The organism is Arthrobacter sp. R1-13 (genome assembly GCF_054161475.1).
In genome coordinates, this window is record NZ_CP096420.1 from 363,634 (window position 1) to 380,338 (window position 16,705).

Here is a 16,705-nt window from a genome sequence, read left to right on the forward strand (position 1 = left end):
CCCGCTACTTGGCTGCGGTGGAGGCAGATTGGACGGAAGCGAGGACCTGCTCGGGGGTTTGAGCCCCGGTGACCAGCGCTTCTCCTCCCGCGAGCCAAGCGTCGGCGACGTCGGGAACCGTGACTGAGTCAAGCCAGATGATGGCATCCGAGGCGTCATTGACCTGCTTGATGCCGGCGATGACCGGGCGGCTGGAGTTCTGTTCCGAAACGGCTCCCTTCACTGCACTCGGCTGACCGTAGGGGGGAGAGGACAACTTCATGGCATTTTCGGTGCTCGTGGCGAATTTCATGAAGTCCGCAGCGAGGGCAGCGTTCTTGGACTTTGCATTGATGATGTAGCCCTCAGGGGAACCTTCAATGGCCTTGGTATCTCCCTTGGCGCCTTTTGCCGCGGGAAGCTTGAAAATCCCCAGACCGTCCTTCTTCAACTGCGATTCTTCAGAGGCCGTGGTGTCGAACTCCAGGATTTCCTGGTAATACATGCCCGCTTTGCCCTCGGCCAGCGCCTGCTGAGCTGTGGTGTACAGCACGCCGTTGGAGTCCTTGCCGCTTCCAGTGCACTCATTTACCAGGGTGGTGAACTGTTCCATGGCCGTTATGTAACCCTTGTCCTCAAGCTTGGCTGTCTGTGGATGGAAGTCGGCTTCCAGCACGTCCGCGGGAACCTCGTAGGCGAACAACTGCTGCAGGTAGTGCAGTCCCGGCCAGCCATCCTTGTTTCCGAACGAGATGGGCTCGTAGCCTGCGTCCTTGAGGACGGAACAGGATGAAATGAGTTCCTCGAAGGTCGACGGCGGTGTCAGGCTCAATTTGCTGAAAATCTTTTCGTTATAGCCCATGAATTTGCCGTTGTTGTAGAGAGGAACGGCAAAGTACTTGTTGTCCTTTTCAAACGCTTTCAGCGCCGACTCACCGAAGGTGTCTCCCCATTCCGTGCCTGGTGCGATTACTTCGGTCAGGTCGGCGGCCAAGCCTCCGTCGATGAAATTGTTTGCCCAGTTTCCGGCCCAGGTGAAGTAGATGTCTGGTAAGGCCTGGGATGCGGTCAGGGTCTTGGTCTTGTCCTTGATGCTCTGATCGGTCTCTTGGATCAGTTCGAAAGACACGTCCGGGTGCAGCTTCCTGTACTCCGCGGACACCTCCTCGAAGTAAGGCTCGAGGGGGTCTCCGCCAAATTTGGTGAGGATGCTCAGGGTGCCCGAATATTCCGGTTCCTTGCTTAGGTCCAGCGGCGCTGAAGCCGGCGAATCTCCGCAACCGGACAGGACCAGAGCCGCGCCCGCGAAAAGGGCTGTCCTAACGTGGGTGCTCTTACGCATTCGTTCCTACTTTCGCTAGGGTCCTGAAGCGGAAGCCGCCCCAAGAGATTGAGGGAACGAGTGGACCCCTCATTGGATCTGTGGTGACAGCGGACCACTACTTCGTTTGTGGTGCACCGTGATACCGGTACCACAGTGAATCACACATGATGAATTGGGGGAAGAGGCCAGTCCTAAAAAGTCGGTCTGCTTGATGGACCGGTCCTGCGAGCCGGGAGGTGTTACAGACAGGCAAGCCGCGGTTAACGTGCGGGGGCAGGCCCATCAGAGGCCCGCGAGATGAGCCGTGAGGGCAGCACATGCCGTTCGAGGGAAGACGACTCGCCGTCGATGCGCAGAAGCAGCTGTTCCGCAGCCAGTGCCCCCAAGCGGCGCATCGGTTGTTCGATAGTGGTCAAAGGCGGTTCCATGACAGCAGCCCAGGCGCTGTCGTCGAATCCGATCAGGGAGATGTCTTTGGGCATCCGCAGATTACGCGCCCGTATGGCTTGAAGCGTGCCTAGAGTTGCTTCAGTCTCAGTCGTAAAGACCGCGGTGGGCGGATCGGCGAGGGCCAGCATTCCCGTCATTGCGCGGGCGGCCTGCTCTTGATTCTTCAGGACGTGGGTCACCAAGGCGGTGTCGAATGGAATCCCCGCATCCTGGAGGGCGTCGAGATATCCCCGGAGGCGTTCGCCGTCGCTCCACAAGGATCCGTCGAGGATCCGGTGCATGTGCTCCAGATCCGTCGCCGGGCTCAAGGTTGCCGGACCCCAAGCAAAAGCAATACGCCGGTGACCGTTTCTGATTAGTGACTCTACGGCGGAACGGGCCGCCTCACGGTTATCGATCACCACGGAGTCGGCATCCAGTTTGTCAACGAGGCGGTCGATCAAAACCATGGGAATCCCTCGCTGGATCGCGGCCGAAAGGTGAGTAACGTCGTCGCCTCGTCCTGCCGCGGAGGCGACGACAAGTCCGTCTACCTGTTTTGCGATAAGTACGTCAATGGCATCACGCTCAAGGGCAAGTTTTTCATCCGTGCTGAGAATGATGGCGTCGTACCCGCTGCGCTTGGCGGTTTCTGAAATGCCCCGAAGCACGCCGGAAAAGAAAGGGTTGCCGACGTCGGCCAGGACGATGCCGAGGGTCTTGGTAATACCCGTGGTCATGCTGCGAGCCAAGGTGTTGGGCCGATAACCCAGCCGCTCTGCTGCAAGCATCACCCGCGCGCGGGTGGCGTCGCTAACGGAGCCGTAGTTGCCAAGGGTGCGGGCGACGGTTGCCCTACCCACCCCGGCCGCGGCCGCCACTTCGGAGATGGTCGGAGCAGCCGTATGGTGCTGACGTTCCGACGACATCCGATGTACCCCTTCTGCGGTTGGAACGTTGCGTACGTTCCCATTTGCTGAACTGCCTGTATCAGATCCTAGTTGGTGCGCCGACCGCACGCCCGTATCCGAAGGCGCCCTCGGCATAACACTGCTCGGCCGCTACTTCAGCTGCCAGTGCCAGCGCCCGGCGCAGTGCTGGTTCCCGAGGTTGGTTGCTGCGGTTCCACCCCTCACGGAGCAGACTGACGGTAAGTCCGGTGAGGAAAGCATCCCCGCAGCCCATGGTGTCGACAAACCGGTCCGGTTCAGTGGGGGCGGCCTTTTGAAGGTAGAACTTGGCACCGTCATAGAAAAGGGCCCCCTTATTGCCGCGGGTTCCTAGTGCCAGGCAAGCTCCGGCGGCGGAAACGCGAAGGAGTTCGTCTGCGGCGTCCTGATCCGGCAAATCGCCGAGTGACAACAGGGCAAGGTCGATAAAGGGAGCGGTCTGAGCGAAGTAGGCGTCGGTGCGGTGCTCGGGTTCGGACGAGTAGTCAAAGGAGATCAGGGTCCCCGCCCTGCTCAGCTGCGGTAGTTGTGATTCTGAGGCCGAATAGACGCTGGAGTGCACGAGGTCGACGGTAGCCAAATAGCGCAGGTCGTCCGGCGACAGAACGAATGGATGACTGAGGGTGACCCCGCCGTCGTTCCAGCCCAGGAAAACACGGTCACCATTAACCGCCCTGATGTCCGTGACGCCGTTCAGGCCCTCGCGCACAATGCAGCGATCCAGCTCGACCCCGCAGTCAACCAGGGCGGCACGCACAAAGTCCCCCAGCGCATCGGATCCGAAGACACCCATATATGCGGATGGCACTCCGAGCCTGCGGGCAAAGACGGCGAAGTTTGCGCAGTTTCCGCCCGGGTACATGACCTGCCGGTCAACGAAACGGTCGACGATGTTGTCACCGAAGCCCACTACTTTCATGGTGTTCCTGTCTCGACGCCGCGGGCCCGGAAGGAGAGGGCCCGCGGCAGGGATGCCCGCAGGCTGTTGGCGGCGGCGGGTGATTACTCAGTACTCGACGACGCGGTAATACCGGCGGAGTTCAAGGGAATGGTTACGGACTCGCTCGAGGTGTTTACTGATGCGTTCCGTGACTGTGTCCAGAACCAGCGGGGCGAGCAAGCCGCGGAAGCGCGGGCTGATTCCCGGAAGCGCATAGTCTTTGGTGTCCAGCAGTGTGGTGTTCTTGCTGTAATTCTCCGCGAATTTGACCACGCGCTCCATGAGTGGCCGGCTCTCATCTTCCCCAAGGAACAGGAGCAGGCTGGTGTCTTCTTCGATGAGTTCAAGCGAGCCGTGGAAGAACTCGGCCCCATGCACCCGTGTGGTGCGCAGCCATTGCATCTCTTCCAGGATGCACATGGAGTAGAGGTAGGTGAAGCCCCAAAGGTTTCCCGCTCCCACCAGGAAGTGGTAGTCGGCGTCCTTGTTCCTCTCGGCAAAACTCTCAGCGGAGGGTTCAGCCTGTCGTGCAACTTCAACCAGGAGCTCGGGGATGCTCTGGAGCTCGCTGGCGAACTCCTCATAGCCCTCAAACTCTCCGCGTGCCGAGAGGAGCCGGGTGGAGAGCAGCAACATTGGAATGTCGAACGGCCAGGTCTTCGGTTCCGTTATCAGGGCCACGTCGAGGGCCTTGGCGAATGGGCTGTCACCGAATCCAGTGAATCCGATCGTGTAAGCACCGCGAGCCCTGGCATAATCAATGGCTTCAATAACGTCCTCTGTGGTGCCCGAAACCGAGGCGAACACTGCAACTGAGCCAGGACCGAAGGCCGGGTCCTGCGTTAGCATGAGCTCCTTTCCGATGGCCGCACGCACCGGCAGGGTGGACCTGGAGCGAATCAGGTGCTCGTAGGGCAGCATTGCAGCGTAGGTCCCCCCGGCGCCGATGAGGAACAGGTTCTCAAACCCGCGTTCCTGGAGGGCGTCTGCAAGTTGCTCGATCTGGCCTTGCAAAGCCAGGGCGCTACGAGTTTGCGTGAGGAATTCCTCTTCTTTGAAACCAAGCACAGGTGGTCCTTTCGTCATCTTGGGAGTCGGCACCGATACTGGTTGGTACCGGTATCACAACTGCCCACATCGTTTCACGGGATGCGACGTGCGTCAATGGGTTGAAGATGAGGGGCCACGAAGTGGCAAGCCGATGCCCTCAGATTTGGGGCAAAGTCGGATGGTCGTAGCAACGCTCTGCTTGCCGGAGCGTTTGATGGTCAACTAGGCCGCAGAGGGTATGGGTGCGTCACACGGATGGATAGCCACAGCGGTGATCCGGGAAGTGGGAACCTCCCGGATCACCTGCGCCGCTTGGTAACCTGGGACCGCGGCGGGGTCAGCGGGTCAAGACGTCAACTTGAAGGTGGCGGCTGCCCTTTGGCTGCTGCCGACCTTCGACACCGTCAGGACGCCTTGGTTAAGGCACAGGTAGGAACCCGGGATGTCCACTGATTCGAAAGAGAAACCCGCGCTATCCGACAAGCCCTTCTGCTGGACGAAGGCGGAGGAGGCGCCGGGGGCGGATGCAATGACGAGGTTTCCACCCTCGATCCTCAGGCAGCGTCCCTTGGTCAGGACGGGTTCAATCAGGACGGAGTTCTTCTTCGCATAACCCGGGAGAATCCGGAACTGAGAGGCAGCCAGGGATGGTGTTGCGGAGGCTGTGACGGTGGTTCCGTCATGGGCAAGGTACAGCTCAGGAGCTTCGGCTGGTTGCCACCGGGACGGCAGCGGGCCATCGCCGACGGGAACGCCGAACTGGGGCGAGCCGTCGGCGTTCCAGTGCAGGCGCTGCACCCGGGCATGCCGGTTGGGATCGTACAAGGGGTCACCCGTAATGGCCCGGTAGGACCTGGCGTGGTAGACGATTACATCATTGCCTGACTCGTCCACAGTGAACGAATTGTGGCCGGGCCCGTACTGCTTGGTCGCATCGGAGGTGGTGAATACCGGCGTCGGCGTTTTGATCCACGACGCCGCATCAAGCAGATCTGCGTCCTCGTCCGCGGTCAGAAGGCCGATGCAATAGTTGGCATCGGTGGCGCTGGCGGAGAAGGTCAGGAAGATCCTGCCGTTCCGTTTGATGACGGCTGCGCCTTCGTTAACACGGAAGCCCCGGGTCTCCCAGTCCAACGTGGGCACGGCGATGCGGACGGGCGTGCTTGAAAGCGTAGAAGGCGAGCCCATGCTGGAGATGAAGAGGCTGGAGTTCACCCCGGCATCCGCCTGGGCCCACACCAGGTATCGTGTACCGGCGTGTTCGAAGGTGGTGGCATCCAGGGAGAAGGTGTCGGCATGGGTGAAGACGCGGACAGGCGGTTCCCAGACTGCGGTGGCCGGATCTGCCGAGTCCGTCGAGATCACGTAAATCCGTACGCGGAACACGTCGGTGCTGTCACCGGCCGCGAAGTAGATATGCCATTTGCCGTCGAAGTGATGCAGTTCAGGAGCCCAGATATGGCCGCCCATGGTTCCCGAGGGCGGCCTCCTCCAGACCACTGTCTCGGAGGCGCTGCCAAGTCCGGAGATGGTGGAGGAGGACCGGATGATGATGCGGTCATACTCGGGAACTGATCCGGTGAAGTAGTACCTGTTGTCCGTATGTTTCATGAGCCATGGGTCAGCACGCTGATTGACGATGGGGTTGATCACCGGTTGTGGTCCGGTGGCGGCATGGGCGGAGGGCGCGTGGAACAGGCCATCGGCCGTTGTGCCTCCGGCGAGGAGCAGGCTGGCAGCTGCGGCTGATCCGGTACCCAGGAAGGAACGGCGGGAAAAGGAGGATGGAGGCAAAGCAGTCATTGCAGAGGTGTCCTTTCGTTTGTGCCTTGGCATGGCTTGGGCCCCGCAGAAAGCAGGGCCCAAGTCACACGTGAGTTCAGGAGGTGAGGCTGTAAAGCTGTCCTATCTAGGCTGTTCGTCTTGTGAAGAGCCTCTGCAGCAGGATGAAGACCAGGAGCAATCCGCCAATGACGATCTTGGTCCACCAGGAGCTGAGCGTTCCGTCGTAGGCAATGAAGGTCTGGACGATGCCCAGAACGAGGACACCCACCACCGAACCCAGCACGTAGCCCACACCGCCGGTCAGCAGGGTTCCGCCGATGACGACGGCAGCGATGGCATCCAGCTCCATGCCTTGTGCCGCCAGGCTGTACCCGGAGAGGCTGTAGAAGGAGAACAGAATTCCGGCTACGGCAGAGCAAAGGCCGCTGACGCAGTAAACGAGGATCTTGGTGCTCTTGACCGCGAGGCCCATGAGCATGGCGGAGTTCTCGTTGCCGCCAATGGCGTAGACGGTCCGGCCGAAGCGCGTGTGGTGCAGGATGAAGAACGCGAGCCCGACGACGACGAGAGCGATCAATACGCCGGGAGAGATGAACAGTTCCTCCGAGAGCGGGATTCTGGCTTGGGCCATTTCGGTGAAGAAGGGATCCGTGACGGGAATTGATTCCAGGCTGATCACGTAGCAAAGCCCGCGCGCCAGGAACATGCCTGCCAGGGTCACGATGAAGGGCTGGATGTCGAAATACTGGATGACCATGCCCATGAGCAGGCCCAGTCCTCCTCCGATCACCAGCACGGCGAGGATCACTATCGCGGGGTTCCAGCCGTTCTGAAGCATGGTGGCTGTAACCATCATGGAAAGCGCGACGACGGCGCCCACGGAGAGGTCAATTCCGCCGGTGAGGATAACGAAGGTCATGCCGACGGCAAGCACGATCAGGAACGTGTTGTCGATGAAGAGGTTCAGCAGGACCTGGCCGGACAGGAAGCTCGGGTACATTCCGGCGCCGACAACAAACATCAGGATGAAGAGGACAAGGGTAGCGAGGGTGGGGGCGTAGCGGGCGCCGCCACGGAGGCGGCTCCCGACGGACGAGGTTTTTTTGACGGTGGGCGGGGCCACTGTGGAGAGGGGAGACATTAGACTGCGACCTTTTCCTTAGTGCGGAGCGGGCTTGCGGGCTTGAGGTTCCTCAGGAGGTTCCGGGCCTTGGGCGCCTGCAACAGGCAGACGGTGAGGACCACCAGGGCTTTGAACACCAGAGTGACCTCCGGCGGTATGCCAAGGGTGTAAACGGTGGTGGTGAGGGTCTGGATGATGAATGCTCCCACCACTGTGCCCACGAGGCTGTAGCGGCCGCCGGCAAGGGAGGTGCCGCCGATGACGACGGCGAGAATCGCGTCCATCTCGATGTAGAGGCCGGCGTTGTTGGCATCTGCTGCAGTGACATTGGAACTGATCATGAGTCCGGCGATGGCTGCACAGAATGCGCTGAAGATGTAGACGATCCAGATGATGTTGCGGGCGCGGAGGCCTGCCAGCCGGCTGGCAACCGGGTTGATTCCCACTGCCTCGATCAGCGTGCCCAGAGCGGTCCTGCGGGTCAGGACAGCGGCCAGGACGAACACGACGGCGGTGATGAGGATCGAGATGGGGAGGGTGAAGAGGTAGCCTGCGCCGATAGCCTTGTAGCTGTCGTTGGTCACGGAAACGATCTGTCCGTCCGTGATGAGCTGGGCGATGCCGCGCCCGGCGGTCATGAGCACCAGCGTGGCAATGATGGGCTGGATTCCGATAGTAGAGACCAGGAAGCCGTTCCAAACTCCAAGGACGAGGCCGGCCACAACAGCAATGAGCACAGCCATGGCTGCAGTTACCGGTGAAGCGGGTTCAGGAGAAGCCGCAATGTAGGCACATGAAGCGGCGCCGGCGATCGCCACCACTGCGCCGACGGAAAGGTCGATGCCACGTGAAGCAATGACCAGTGTCATGCCGAGCGCGATGAGGATGGTGGGAGCGCCGTTGCGCATGATGTCGATAAGGCTCCCGTAGAGGTGGCCGTCCTGCATACGGAGGCTGAGGAAGTCTGCACGGAAGATCTGGTTTACTGCCAGCAGGGCGACCAGGGCTACGACTGGCCAGGCCAGCCGATTTTTCAGAATTGATTTCATTGTGCGCCTCCGGCGATGACTGTCAGGACGTCCTCGACGGAAACGTCGTCGTTACTAATGTCCGCGACCATGGCACGGTCCTTGATGATGGCGATGCGGTCGCTGAGCCGGAGCACTTCCTCAAGTTCAGAGGAGATAAACAGGATGGACATCCCCTCGGACGCCAACCGGTTGACCAGCTTCTGGATCTGGGTCTTTGCGCCGATGTCGATGCCGCGGGTCGGTTCGTCCAGGATCAGCAGATCCGGGGACGTCACCATCCAGCGCGCAAGCAGGACTTTCTGCTGGTTGCCACCACTGAGATTGCGGATCAGGGCCTCGGGGTTTGCCGGACGGATGTCGAGGGCCTGGATGAATTCGGCAACGAGCTCGTCCTGTACGCGGCGGGGGATCCGGCGGGCCCAGCCTTTGGTGGCCTGCATCGCGAGCACAAGGTTGTCCCGGACTGTGAGGTCGCCGATCAGGCCTTCCTCTTTTCGGTCTTCCGAGCAGAAACCAATGCCGTGGTCGATAGCGGTGCGGGGGCTGCGCATTTTCAGCGGCTGCCCCTTGATCTTGAGGGAGCCTTCGTCGGCCTTGTCCGCGCCGAAGAGCAGCCGGGCAGTTTCCGTGCGCCCTGCTCCGAGCAGCCCGGCCAGTCCCACAACCTCGCCCGGGTAGATGGAGAGGTTTACGTTGGAGACCGAGCCTTTTCTTCCGAGCCCGGCGGTTTCCATGAAGGGCTCGGCAGTAGCTGCCAGCCTGGCCTGGGATCGGGTGGAAGCCTGGTCGAGTTCCTCGAGGACCTCAAGGTCCTTGCCGATCATCTTCGAAATGAGGTTCATACGGGAAAGGTCGCGGGTCATGTACTCACCCACGAGCTTGCCGTTGCGCAGGACGGTCATGCGGTCCGAGAGCTCGTACACCTGCTCCAGGAAGTGCGATACGAACAGGATGGCAACCCCGCGGTCGCGCAGGTCGCGGATCACGCGGAAGAGCTGGTTCACTTCGTCCGCGTCAAGGCTCGACGTCGGCTCGTCCAGGATCAGGACCTTCGCGTTGACTTCCACGGAGCGGGCGATCGCTATCAGTTGCTGGACGGCGATGGAATGTTCTGAAAGCAGGGAACCGGGTTCCACCTGCTCCAGGTGCAACTGGGCAAGGACCTCCCGGGTCCGCGCCCGCACTGCCCGCCAGTCGATCGATCCGCGACGCCGGGGCTCGCGGCCCAGCATCACGTTCTCTTCGACGGTGAGGTTGGTGCAGAGATTAACTTCCTGGTAGACGGTGCTGACGCCGGCCGCCTGGGATTCCGCGGGAGTGGAGAAGTGTTCTTGCTGGCCGAGGACAGTGATCCGGCCAGAATCGATGGTGTAGACGCCTGTCAGCGCCTTAATAAGGGTGGATTTGCCCGCCCCGTTTTCGCCCATGAGGGCGTGTACTTCGCCTTGGAAGAGACGGAAGCTTACGTCGTCAAGGGCCTTGACCCCCGGGAATCCGATGGCAATGTCGGTCATCTCGACGACCGGAACGAGTTCGTTCATCCTATGTATCTTTTCTGTGTTGATCCGTGCGGTGGCGGATTGATCCGTGCGGCGGCAGTGTCATGTACTGCCGCCGCACGGACGATCAGGTGAGCGGGGGCTCAGTACTGACGGGTAGGCAGGGCCTTGATGGCCTGTTCCTGGGTGAAGGTGGTTTCTTCGGTGACGACGCGCTCGGGGACTGTTTCGCCGGCGAGGACCTTCTTGGCGAGGTCCATGAGCTGGGTGCCCAACAGGGGGCTGCACTCGACGATGTAGTTGATCTTGCCCTGGCTCAGGGCGGTCATGCCGTCCTTGACGGCGTCGATGGTGATGATCTTGATGTCCTTGCCCGGGACCTTGCCGGCGGCTTCGATGGCTTCGATCGCGCCGAGGCCTTCGTCGTCGTTGTGGGCGAAGACGACGTCGATGTCGGGGTTGTTCTTCAGGAACGCCTCCATGACCTGCTTGCCGCCGCTGCGGGTGAAGTCACCGCTCTGGGAGGCGATGATCTTCAGCTTCGGGTCCGCCTTGATGGCCTCTTCGAAGCCTTCCTTGCGGTCGTTTGCCGGCGCGGAACCGGTGGTGCCCTGGATTTCGACGATGTTCACGGTGTCTGTGGCAGCCTTGGACTCAGCAACGAGCCACTCGCCGGCCTTCTTGCCTTCGAGGACGAAGTCCGAGCCCAGGAAGGTCTTGTACAGGGACTTGTCGGCCGAGTCCACGGCGCGGTCCGTGAGGATCACGGGGATCTTCGCGTCCTTGGCTTCCTTCAGGACGGTGTCCCAGCCGGATTCAACCACGGGGGAGAAGGCGATAACGTCGACCTTCTGCTGGATGTAGGAGCGGATCGCCTTGATCTGGTTTTCCTGCTTCTGCTGGGCGTCGGAGAACTTCAGGTCGATGCCGGCTTCCTTGGCGGATTCCTGAACGGACTTGGTGTTGGCGCTGCGCCAGCCGCTTTCCGCGCCGACCTGGGCGAAGCCCATCACGATCTTCTTCTCAGCGCCTCCGGTGCTCGAAGCGGCCTGGCCGCCACCTCCGCAGGCAGTAAGGGCAATAGCTGACGCGGCCAAAACGGCTACTAGAGATTTCTTAAACACAACATCCTCCCGGAAGCGTTAGTTACATGCAGGCGGGAGACCCCAACACCGCCATTGCTGTGAGCTGCTTGCTCTGCCAGCCAGTGTGAACGCTAACAACGAGGTGCGTCAAGTAGTGAAGATCACAATTGGGACACTGCCGGTTTATGACGCAGGCGGGCGGCCAGGTTGCCGGAGGCCCCCTTTACTTTTGACCGGAGGCTGAACAATACTTTCAACAGCCTCCGCCTTGTTAGCGTTCACATGGATGCCGGACGGCAAACCATTCAATGGAGAAAGGGCTCTCACCTCCGATGCAAAGCACAGTTCGTCCGAGTCCCGTAAAGAGGGCTTGCACCATGGCCCTTGCGGGATCGCTCGCGGCAGCCACCCTCACTCTCGCACCGGCGCCTGGCGCCCACGCTGAAACCACTAATCGCACCATTACAGTCCATGCAGACCAAGCGGGTCCTGACATAGCTCCAACAATGTACGGGGCCTTCTATGAGGACATCAACCAGGGTGCGGACGGGGGCATCTACGCCGAACTCGTGCAGAACAGGTCCTTCGAATTCAATTCAACGGACAATCGCGCCTATACCCCACTCAGTGCCTGGGAGGTCCTCCAGCGGGGAAGCGCCGGTACGGCCACTGTCCAGAACGATGACTATCGCCTCAATGAGAACAACCGGAACTACCTGTTGGTCGAGGCGGCTACCGCAGCCGCGGGCGCCGGTGCCGGCGTCGGGGTCCGTAACAGCGGTTGGAATGGCGGGCACCGGCTGGAGGCCCGCCAGAAGTACGAGTACTCCGTCTGGGCCAGAACCTCCAATCCGGCCGGTTCCACCCTCGCCGTCGCACTGGAAACTCCGGAAGGCGCCCGGCTCGACCTCACCAGCATCAAGGTCAGGGGCGATGCCTGGAAAAAATACAACGTGACCCTTTCGCCTAAGTCCACGACGGCGTCGGGACGGCTTTCCACCGTTGTCCAAGGAACCGGCACCGTACGGCTGGACATGATTTCGCTGATGCCCCAGGAGACCTGGAACGGCCATGGGCTGCGTAAGGATCTGGCCGAAAAGATTGCTGAGCTCAACCCGGGGTTCCTGCGGTTTCCCGGTGGCTGCATCGTCAACACCGGCAGTTACGACTCCTACTCTGCGCCCAACTACACCCGGTCCCGCACTTACCAGTGGAAGGAAACCATTGGTCCTGTTGAGCAGCGTCCCGCCAACAGGAACTTTTGGGGCTACAACCAGACCTACGGGCTCGGCTACATGGAGTATTTCCAGTGGGCTGAAGACCTCAAGGCCGTCCCCGTTCCGGTGGTGCCTGTGGGTGTCACGGGTTGCGGCGACAACCGTGCCGTACCTGACCAGGCAACCCTGGACAAGTACATCCAGGACACCCTGGACCTGATCGAATTCGCGAATGGAGACGCCAGTACCGAATGGGGTGCCAAGCGCATTGCCTACGGCCACCCGGCCCCCTACAACCTTGACCGCATCAGCCTGGGCAATGAGGAGTACAAGCCTGAGTTCAAGGCGTACTTCACCCAGTTCCAGGATGCCGTTGAGGCCGCCTATCCCGATATCAAGGTCATTGGCAACACGGGCCCGGACGATCAAGGCGCCAACTTCGATGACCTCTCCAAGTTCAACGCCGACCGTAAGGTCGACTTCGTCGACGAGCACTACTACAACTCGCCCGACTGGTTCCTGACCAACAACCACCGCTACGACTCCTACGACCGTGACAGCTACAAGGTCTTCCTGGGCGAGTTCGCGTCACTGGCCAACAAGCCTGAGAACGCGTTGGCCGAGGCGTCCTTCATGACCGGCCTCGAACGGAACGCCGACGTTGTCAGGATGGCGTCCTACGCCCCGTTGATTGCCAATGAGGCCAACGTCCAATGGAGTCCGGACCTCATATTCTTCAACGGCACCTCCATCAGGACCACGCCCAACTTCGAAGTGCAAAAGCTCTTTATGAACAACGTCGGAAGCAACGTTGTGCCCAGTTCCCAGAACAACCCGCCAAGCCTGGCGGCACCCATCACCGGGCAGATCGGGCTTTCTACATGGGCCACCGCGGCAAAGTACGACGACGTTACGGTCACCGGCGCGGACGGCAGCCAGCTGTTTGCTGACGACTTCTCCGGCACCGCCTCGGCGTGGACAGGCAACGGTGTGGGAAGCTGGTCAGTCCAGGACGGCGCTTACGTCCAGTCGAGCACCACAGCACTGAACACCATGGTCACCGCTGGAAACCCGGCGTGGAGCAATTACACGCTCAACACCAAGGCCACCAAGACGGCCGGCGCCGAAGGATTCCTCATCGCTTTCGGAGTGAAGGACACCGGAAACTACTACTGGTGGAACCTCGGCGGCTGGAACAACAGCAAATCCGTGGTGGAGAAGGCTGTCAACGGGGCAAAGAGCACCCTGATCGAGACGGGCACCACCATTGAGACCGGCCGCCAGTACGACATCCGGATTGAAGTCACCGGACCGACGGCCAAGCTGTACCTCGACGATGTCCTCTGGGGAACGATCGATGAGACTCCCGTGGATCCCATCTACTCCGTCGCCACCAAGGATGCCGAAACGGGGGACACAATCGTCAAGGTGGTCAACACCTCGGGTGAGGCTGCCGCCGTCGACATCAAAGTCGCCGGGACGGCAAATATCAGCTCCAGCGCAGCGGTGACCACCTTGACCACTACGAGTGATGGCCAAAACCTGGTTCCGGCAACCAGTGTGTTCACAGGATCAGGCACTGATTTCACATACAACTTCCAACCGAAATCCGTGACATTCATCCGGCTTGCGCCAGCTGACGGACAAAAAGCCAAGTAAGGCCCAGGTGATACCCAGCCGGTTCCGACGGCTGGGTATCACCTTTGCGTAAGCGGTATCAGCGTCTTGACGTTGCCCGTGTTAGCGTTCACAATTAGTACTAACCATCAATTTCCAACGAAGGCAAAAGAGGTCGTTGCCTCTTCCCTGGAGGCAGATATGCAGAACGAAAACTCTCCCGCTCCCCACGGTTCCGTGGCTGAGCAATACGTCATCGGCGTTGACTACGGCACGCTCTCCGGCCGCGCCGTGGTCGTCCGCGTTGCCGATGGCAAGGAACTGGGCAGTGGTGTATTTGATTACCCGCATGCTGTGGTCACGGAGGCGCTGCCTGCCGATGTGGCGGGCGACGGCGGCGTGCGGCTTCCCGCTGACTGGGCCCTTCAGGTCCCGAATGACTACCGCGATGTGCTCCGCAACGCAGTTCCCGCCGCTATTGCCGACGCCGGAATCGATCCCGCCGCAGTCATCGGTATCGCCACCGACTTCACGGCTTGCACCATGGTCCCCGTCAAGGCTGACGGCACCCCGCTGAACGAACTGCCCGAGTTCGCCAACCGCCCGCACGCCTACGTAAAACTCTGGCGCCACCACGCCGCCCAACCCCAGGCCGACCGCATCAACACCCTCGCCGCTGAACTGGGTGAAAGCTGGCTGCCCCGTTACGGCGGCCTCATTTCCTCAGAGTGGGAATTCGCAAAGGGCCTGCAGCTTCTGGAAGAGGATCCGCAGGCATATGAAGCAATGGATCACTGGGTAGAAGCAGCCGACTGGATTGTGTGGCAGCTGAGCGGGAACTATGTCCGCAACGCCTGCACCGCCGGCTACAAGGGCATCTACCAGGACGGCCGCTACCCCTCCGCGGACTTCCTTACCGCGTTGAACCCTGCTTTCGAGACCTTCGTCAGCGACAAACTCGAGCACACCATCGGCCGCCTCGGCGACGCCGCCGGCTACCTCACTGCCGAGGCTGCGGCGTGGACCGGATTGCCGGAGGGCATCGCCGTCGCCGTCGGAAACGTTGACGCGCACGTGACGGCACCGGCCGCGAAGGCCGTTGAGTCCGGCCAGCTGGTGGCCATCATGGGAACCTCCACCTGCCATGTCATGAACGGAACGGAGCTGCATGAGGTTCCGGGCATGTGCGGCGTGGTGGACGGCGGGATCGTCGACGGCCTTTGGGGCTATGAGGCGGGCCAGTCCGGCGTGGGCGATATCTTCGGCTGGTTCACCAAGAACGGTGTTCCCCCGGCGTACCATGAGGCAGCAGCCGCCGCGGGTCTGGGCATCCATGAGTACCTGACCGAACTGGCCTCCCGCCAGGCCATCGGCGAGCACGGCCTTATTGCCCTGGACTGGCACAGCGGTAACCGCTCGGTGCTGGTGGACCACGAACTCTCGGGCGTGGTGGTTGGCCAGACCCTTGCCACCAAGCCGGAGGACACGTACCGTGCCCTGTTGGAGGCTACGGCCTTTGGCACCCGCACCATCGTGGATGCGTTCCGCGATTCAGGAGTTCCGGTCAAGGAATTCATCGTGGCCGGCGGGCTGCTGAAGAACAAGCTCCTGATGCAGATCTATGCGGATGCCACCGGGCTGCAGCTCTCCACCATCGGTTCCACCCAGGGACCTGCCCTTGGATCGGCCATCCACGCCGCTGTGGCAGCCGGCGCTTATCCGGACATCCGGGAGGCAGCGGCCGCCATGGGGTCCGAGCCCGGAGAAGTCTATGTGCCCATCCCCGAGAACGTGGCGGCCTACGAAGCCCTGTTCCAGGAATACCGCACCCTGCACGACTACTTCGGCCGCGGCGCAAACGACGTGATGCACCGGCTCAAGGCAATCCAGCGGGCAGCCAAACCCGGCCTGGGCGGTCCCTCCACTGAAGCAAGCGAATCCGACGCAGCCGAGCGGGATGAGAAGGTGAACGCATGAGTACCCTCCTGGAAACTATCGGCCGGCTCCGCGCCGAGGTCTGTGCCCTGCATGCGGAGCTGACCCGGTATGAACTGGTGGTGTGGACCGCAGGCAACGTTTCGGCGCGAGTCCCGGGCCATGACCTGATGGTCATCAAACCCTCCGGTGTCTCCTACGATGATCTGACCCCCGAATCCATGGTGGTCACGGATCTGTTTGGGGCCCCCGTGAACGGTGACCCGGCGGAAGGCGAGTGGGGCAACCCGGCCCTCGCGCCGTCGTCGGACACTGCCGCGCATGCATACGTCTACCGGCACATGCCCGAAGTAGGGGGCGTGGTGCACACCCACTCCACCTACGCCACGGCCTGGGCCGCGCGGGGTGAGGCAATCCCCTGCGTCCTGACGATGATGAGTGACGAGTTCGGTGGTTCCATCCCCGTGGGACCGTTCGCTCTCATCGGTGACGATTCCATCGGCCAAGGCATTGTGGACACCCTCAAGGACTCCCATTCCCCGGCGGTCCTCATGCAGAACCACGGGCCTTTCACCATCGGCAAGGACGCCAAATCCGCCGTCAAAGCGGCTGTCATGTGCGAAGAAGTGGCACGCACCGTCCATATTTCCCGGCAGCTGGGCGAACCGCTGCCCATCGATGAAGCAGCCATCGAATCCCTCTACGCCCGCTACCAGAACGTTTACGGCCAGTAGGCCCCCA

The 16,705-nt window shown here is 61.2% G+C and carries 12 protein-coding genes; 3 read left to right on the forward strand and 9 right to left on the reverse strand.

Annotated elements, in window-relative coordinates:
- Nucleotides 1-4 precede the first annotated feature (4 nt).
- The 9 genes from M1D88_RS01790 to M1D88_RS01830 all read right to left on the reverse strand — a co-directional run bounded on the left by M1D88_RS01790 (nucleotide 5) and on the right by M1D88_RS01830 (nucleotide 11,234).
- Nucleotides 5-1,321: an ABC transporter substrate-binding protein gene (locus M1D88_RS01790; RefSeq protein ID WP_458112915.1), complete on the reverse strand. Its 1,317-nt coding sequence runs from the start codon at nucleotides 1,319-1,321 to the stop codon at nucleotides 5-7.
- 242 nt (nucleotides 1,322-1,563) lie between these two features.
- Nucleotides 1,564-2,661 carry a LacI family DNA-binding transcriptional regulator gene (locus M1D88_RS01795; protein ID WP_458112916.1) on the reverse strand — a complete coding sequence of 366 codons (1,098 nt, stop codon included), beginning with the start codon at nucleotides 2,659-2,661 and terminating at the stop codon, nucleotides 1,564-1,566.
- A gap of 61 nt (nucleotides 2,662-2,722) precedes the next feature.
- Nucleotides 2,723-3,601, reverse strand: coding sequence for a PfkB family carbohydrate kinase (locus tag M1D88_RS01800; protein ID WP_458112917.1), 879 nt, complete (start codon nucleotides 3,599-3,601; stop codon nucleotides 2,723-2,725).
- An 87-nt stretch (nucleotides 3,602-3,688) separates the two neighbouring features.
- On the reverse strand, nucleotides 3,689-4,690 hold the full coding sequence (locus M1D88_RS01805) for an SIS domain-containing protein (RefSeq protein ID WP_458112918.1): 1,002 nt from the start codon (nucleotides 4,688-4,690) through the stop codon (nucleotides 3,689-3,691).
- A 327-nt stretch (nucleotides 4,691-5,017) separates the two neighbouring features.
- Nucleotides 5,018-6,475, reverse strand: coding sequence for a family 43 glycosylhydrolase (locus M1D88_RS01810; RefSeq protein ID WP_458112919.1), 1,458 nt, complete (start codon nucleotides 6,473-6,475; stop codon nucleotides 5,018-5,020).
- 106 nt (nucleotides 6,476-6,581) lie between these two features.
- Nucleotides 6,582-7,598: a galactofuranose ABC transporter, permease protein YjfF gene (gene yjfF, locus M1D88_RS01815; protein WP_458112920.1), complete on the reverse strand. Its 1,017-nt coding sequence runs from the start codon at nucleotides 7,596-7,598 to the stop codon at nucleotides 6,582-6,584.
- Complete coding sequence (locus M1D88_RS01820; RefSeq protein WP_458112921.1) at nucleotides 7,598-8,629, reverse strand: ABC transporter permease; 1,032 nt, start codon at nucleotides 8,627-8,629, stop codon at nucleotides 7,598-7,600. The genes yjfF and M1D88_RS01820 overlap by 1 nt, the downstream gene beginning before the upstream one ends.
- A complete protein-coding gene (locus M1D88_RS01825; RefSeq protein ID WP_458112922.1) occupies nucleotides 8,626-10,152 on the reverse strand; it encodes a sugar ABC transporter ATP-binding protein in 1,527 nt (508 codons plus the stop codon). Before M1D88_RS01825 ends, M1D88_RS01820 begins: the two co-directional genes overlap by 4 nt.
- 101 nt (nucleotides 10,153-10,253) lie before the next feature.
- On the reverse strand, nucleotides 10,254-11,234 hold the full coding sequence (locus M1D88_RS01830; RefSeq protein ID WP_458112923.1) for an ABC transporter substrate-binding protein: 981 nt from the start codon (nucleotides 11,232-11,234) through the stop codon (nucleotides 10,254-10,256).
- A gap of 338 nt (nucleotides 11,235-11,572) precedes the next feature.
- On the opposite strand from M1D88_RS01830, the gene M1D88_RS01835 reads away from it, so the two are divergent.
- The 3 genes from M1D88_RS01835 to M1D88_RS01845 all read left to right on the forward strand — a co-directional run bounded on the left by M1D88_RS01835 (nucleotide 11,573) and on the right by M1D88_RS01845 (nucleotide 16,698).
- On the forward strand, nucleotides 11,573-14,071 hold the full coding sequence (locus M1D88_RS01835) for an alpha-L-arabinofuranosidase C-terminal domain-containing protein (protein ID WP_458112924.1): 2,499 nt from the start codon (nucleotides 11,573-11,575) through the stop codon (nucleotides 14,069-14,071).
- A gap of 159 nt (nucleotides 14,072-14,230) precedes the next feature.
- Nucleotides 14,231-16,006, forward strand: coding sequence for a ribulokinase (gene araB / locus M1D88_RS01840; protein ID WP_458112925.1), 1,776 nt, complete (start codon nucleotides 14,231-14,233; stop codon nucleotides 16,004-16,006).
- Entirely contained in the window at nucleotides 16,003-16,698 is a 696-nt protein-coding gene (locus M1D88_RS01845) for an L-ribulose-5-phosphate 4-epimerase (protein WP_458112926.1), read from the forward strand. Before araB ends, M1D88_RS01845 begins: the two co-directional genes overlap by 4 nt.
- The last annotated feature ends 7 nt before the right edge of the window (nucleotides 16,699-16,705 follow it).

What these genes read in the sequence shown, in the direction of transcription:
- M1D88_RS01845 (WP_458112926.1), top strand. Translation starts at nt 16,003, where the DNA reads ATGAGTACCCTCCTGGAAACTATCGGCCGGCTCCGCGCCGAGGTCTGT.
- araB (WP_458112925.1), top strand. Translation starts at nt 14,231, where the DNA reads ATGCAGAACGAAAACTCTCCCGCTCCCCACGGTTCCGTGGCTGAGCAA.
- M1D88_RS01835 (WP_458112924.1), top strand. Translation starts at nt 11,573, where the DNA reads ATGGCCCTTGCGGGATCGCTCGCGGCAGCCACCCTCACTCTCGCACCG.
- M1D88_RS01800 (WP_458112917.1), bottom strand. Translation starts at nt 3,601, where the DNA reads ATGAAAGTAGTGGGCTTCGGTGACAACATCGTCGACCGTTTCGTTGAC.
- M1D88_RS01795 (WP_458112916.1), bottom strand. Translation starts at nt 2,661, where the DNA reads ATGTCGTCGGAACGTCAGCACCATACGGCTGCTCCGACCATCTCCGAA.
- M1D88_RS01810 (WP_458112919.1), bottom strand. Translation starts at nt 6,475, where the DNA reads ATGACTGCTTTGCCTCCATCCTCCTTTTCCCGCCGTTCCTTCCTGGGT.
- M1D88_RS01820 (WP_458112921.1), bottom strand. Translation starts at nt 8,629, where the DNA reads ATGAAATCAATTCTGAAAAATCGGCTGGCCTGGCCAGTCGTAGCCCTG.
- M1D88_RS01825 (WP_458112922.1), bottom strand. Translation starts at nt 10,152, where the DNA reads ATGAACGAACTCGTTCCGGTCGTCGAGATGACCGACATTGCCATCGGA.
- M1D88_RS01790 (WP_458112915.1), bottom strand. Translation starts at nt 1,321, where the DNA reads ATGCGTAAGAGCACCCACGTTAGGACAGCCCTTTTCGCGGGCGCGGCT.
- yjfF (WP_458112920.1), bottom strand. Translation starts at nt 7,598, where the DNA reads ATGTCTCCCCTCTCCACAGTGGCCCCGCCCACCGTCAAAAAAACCTCG.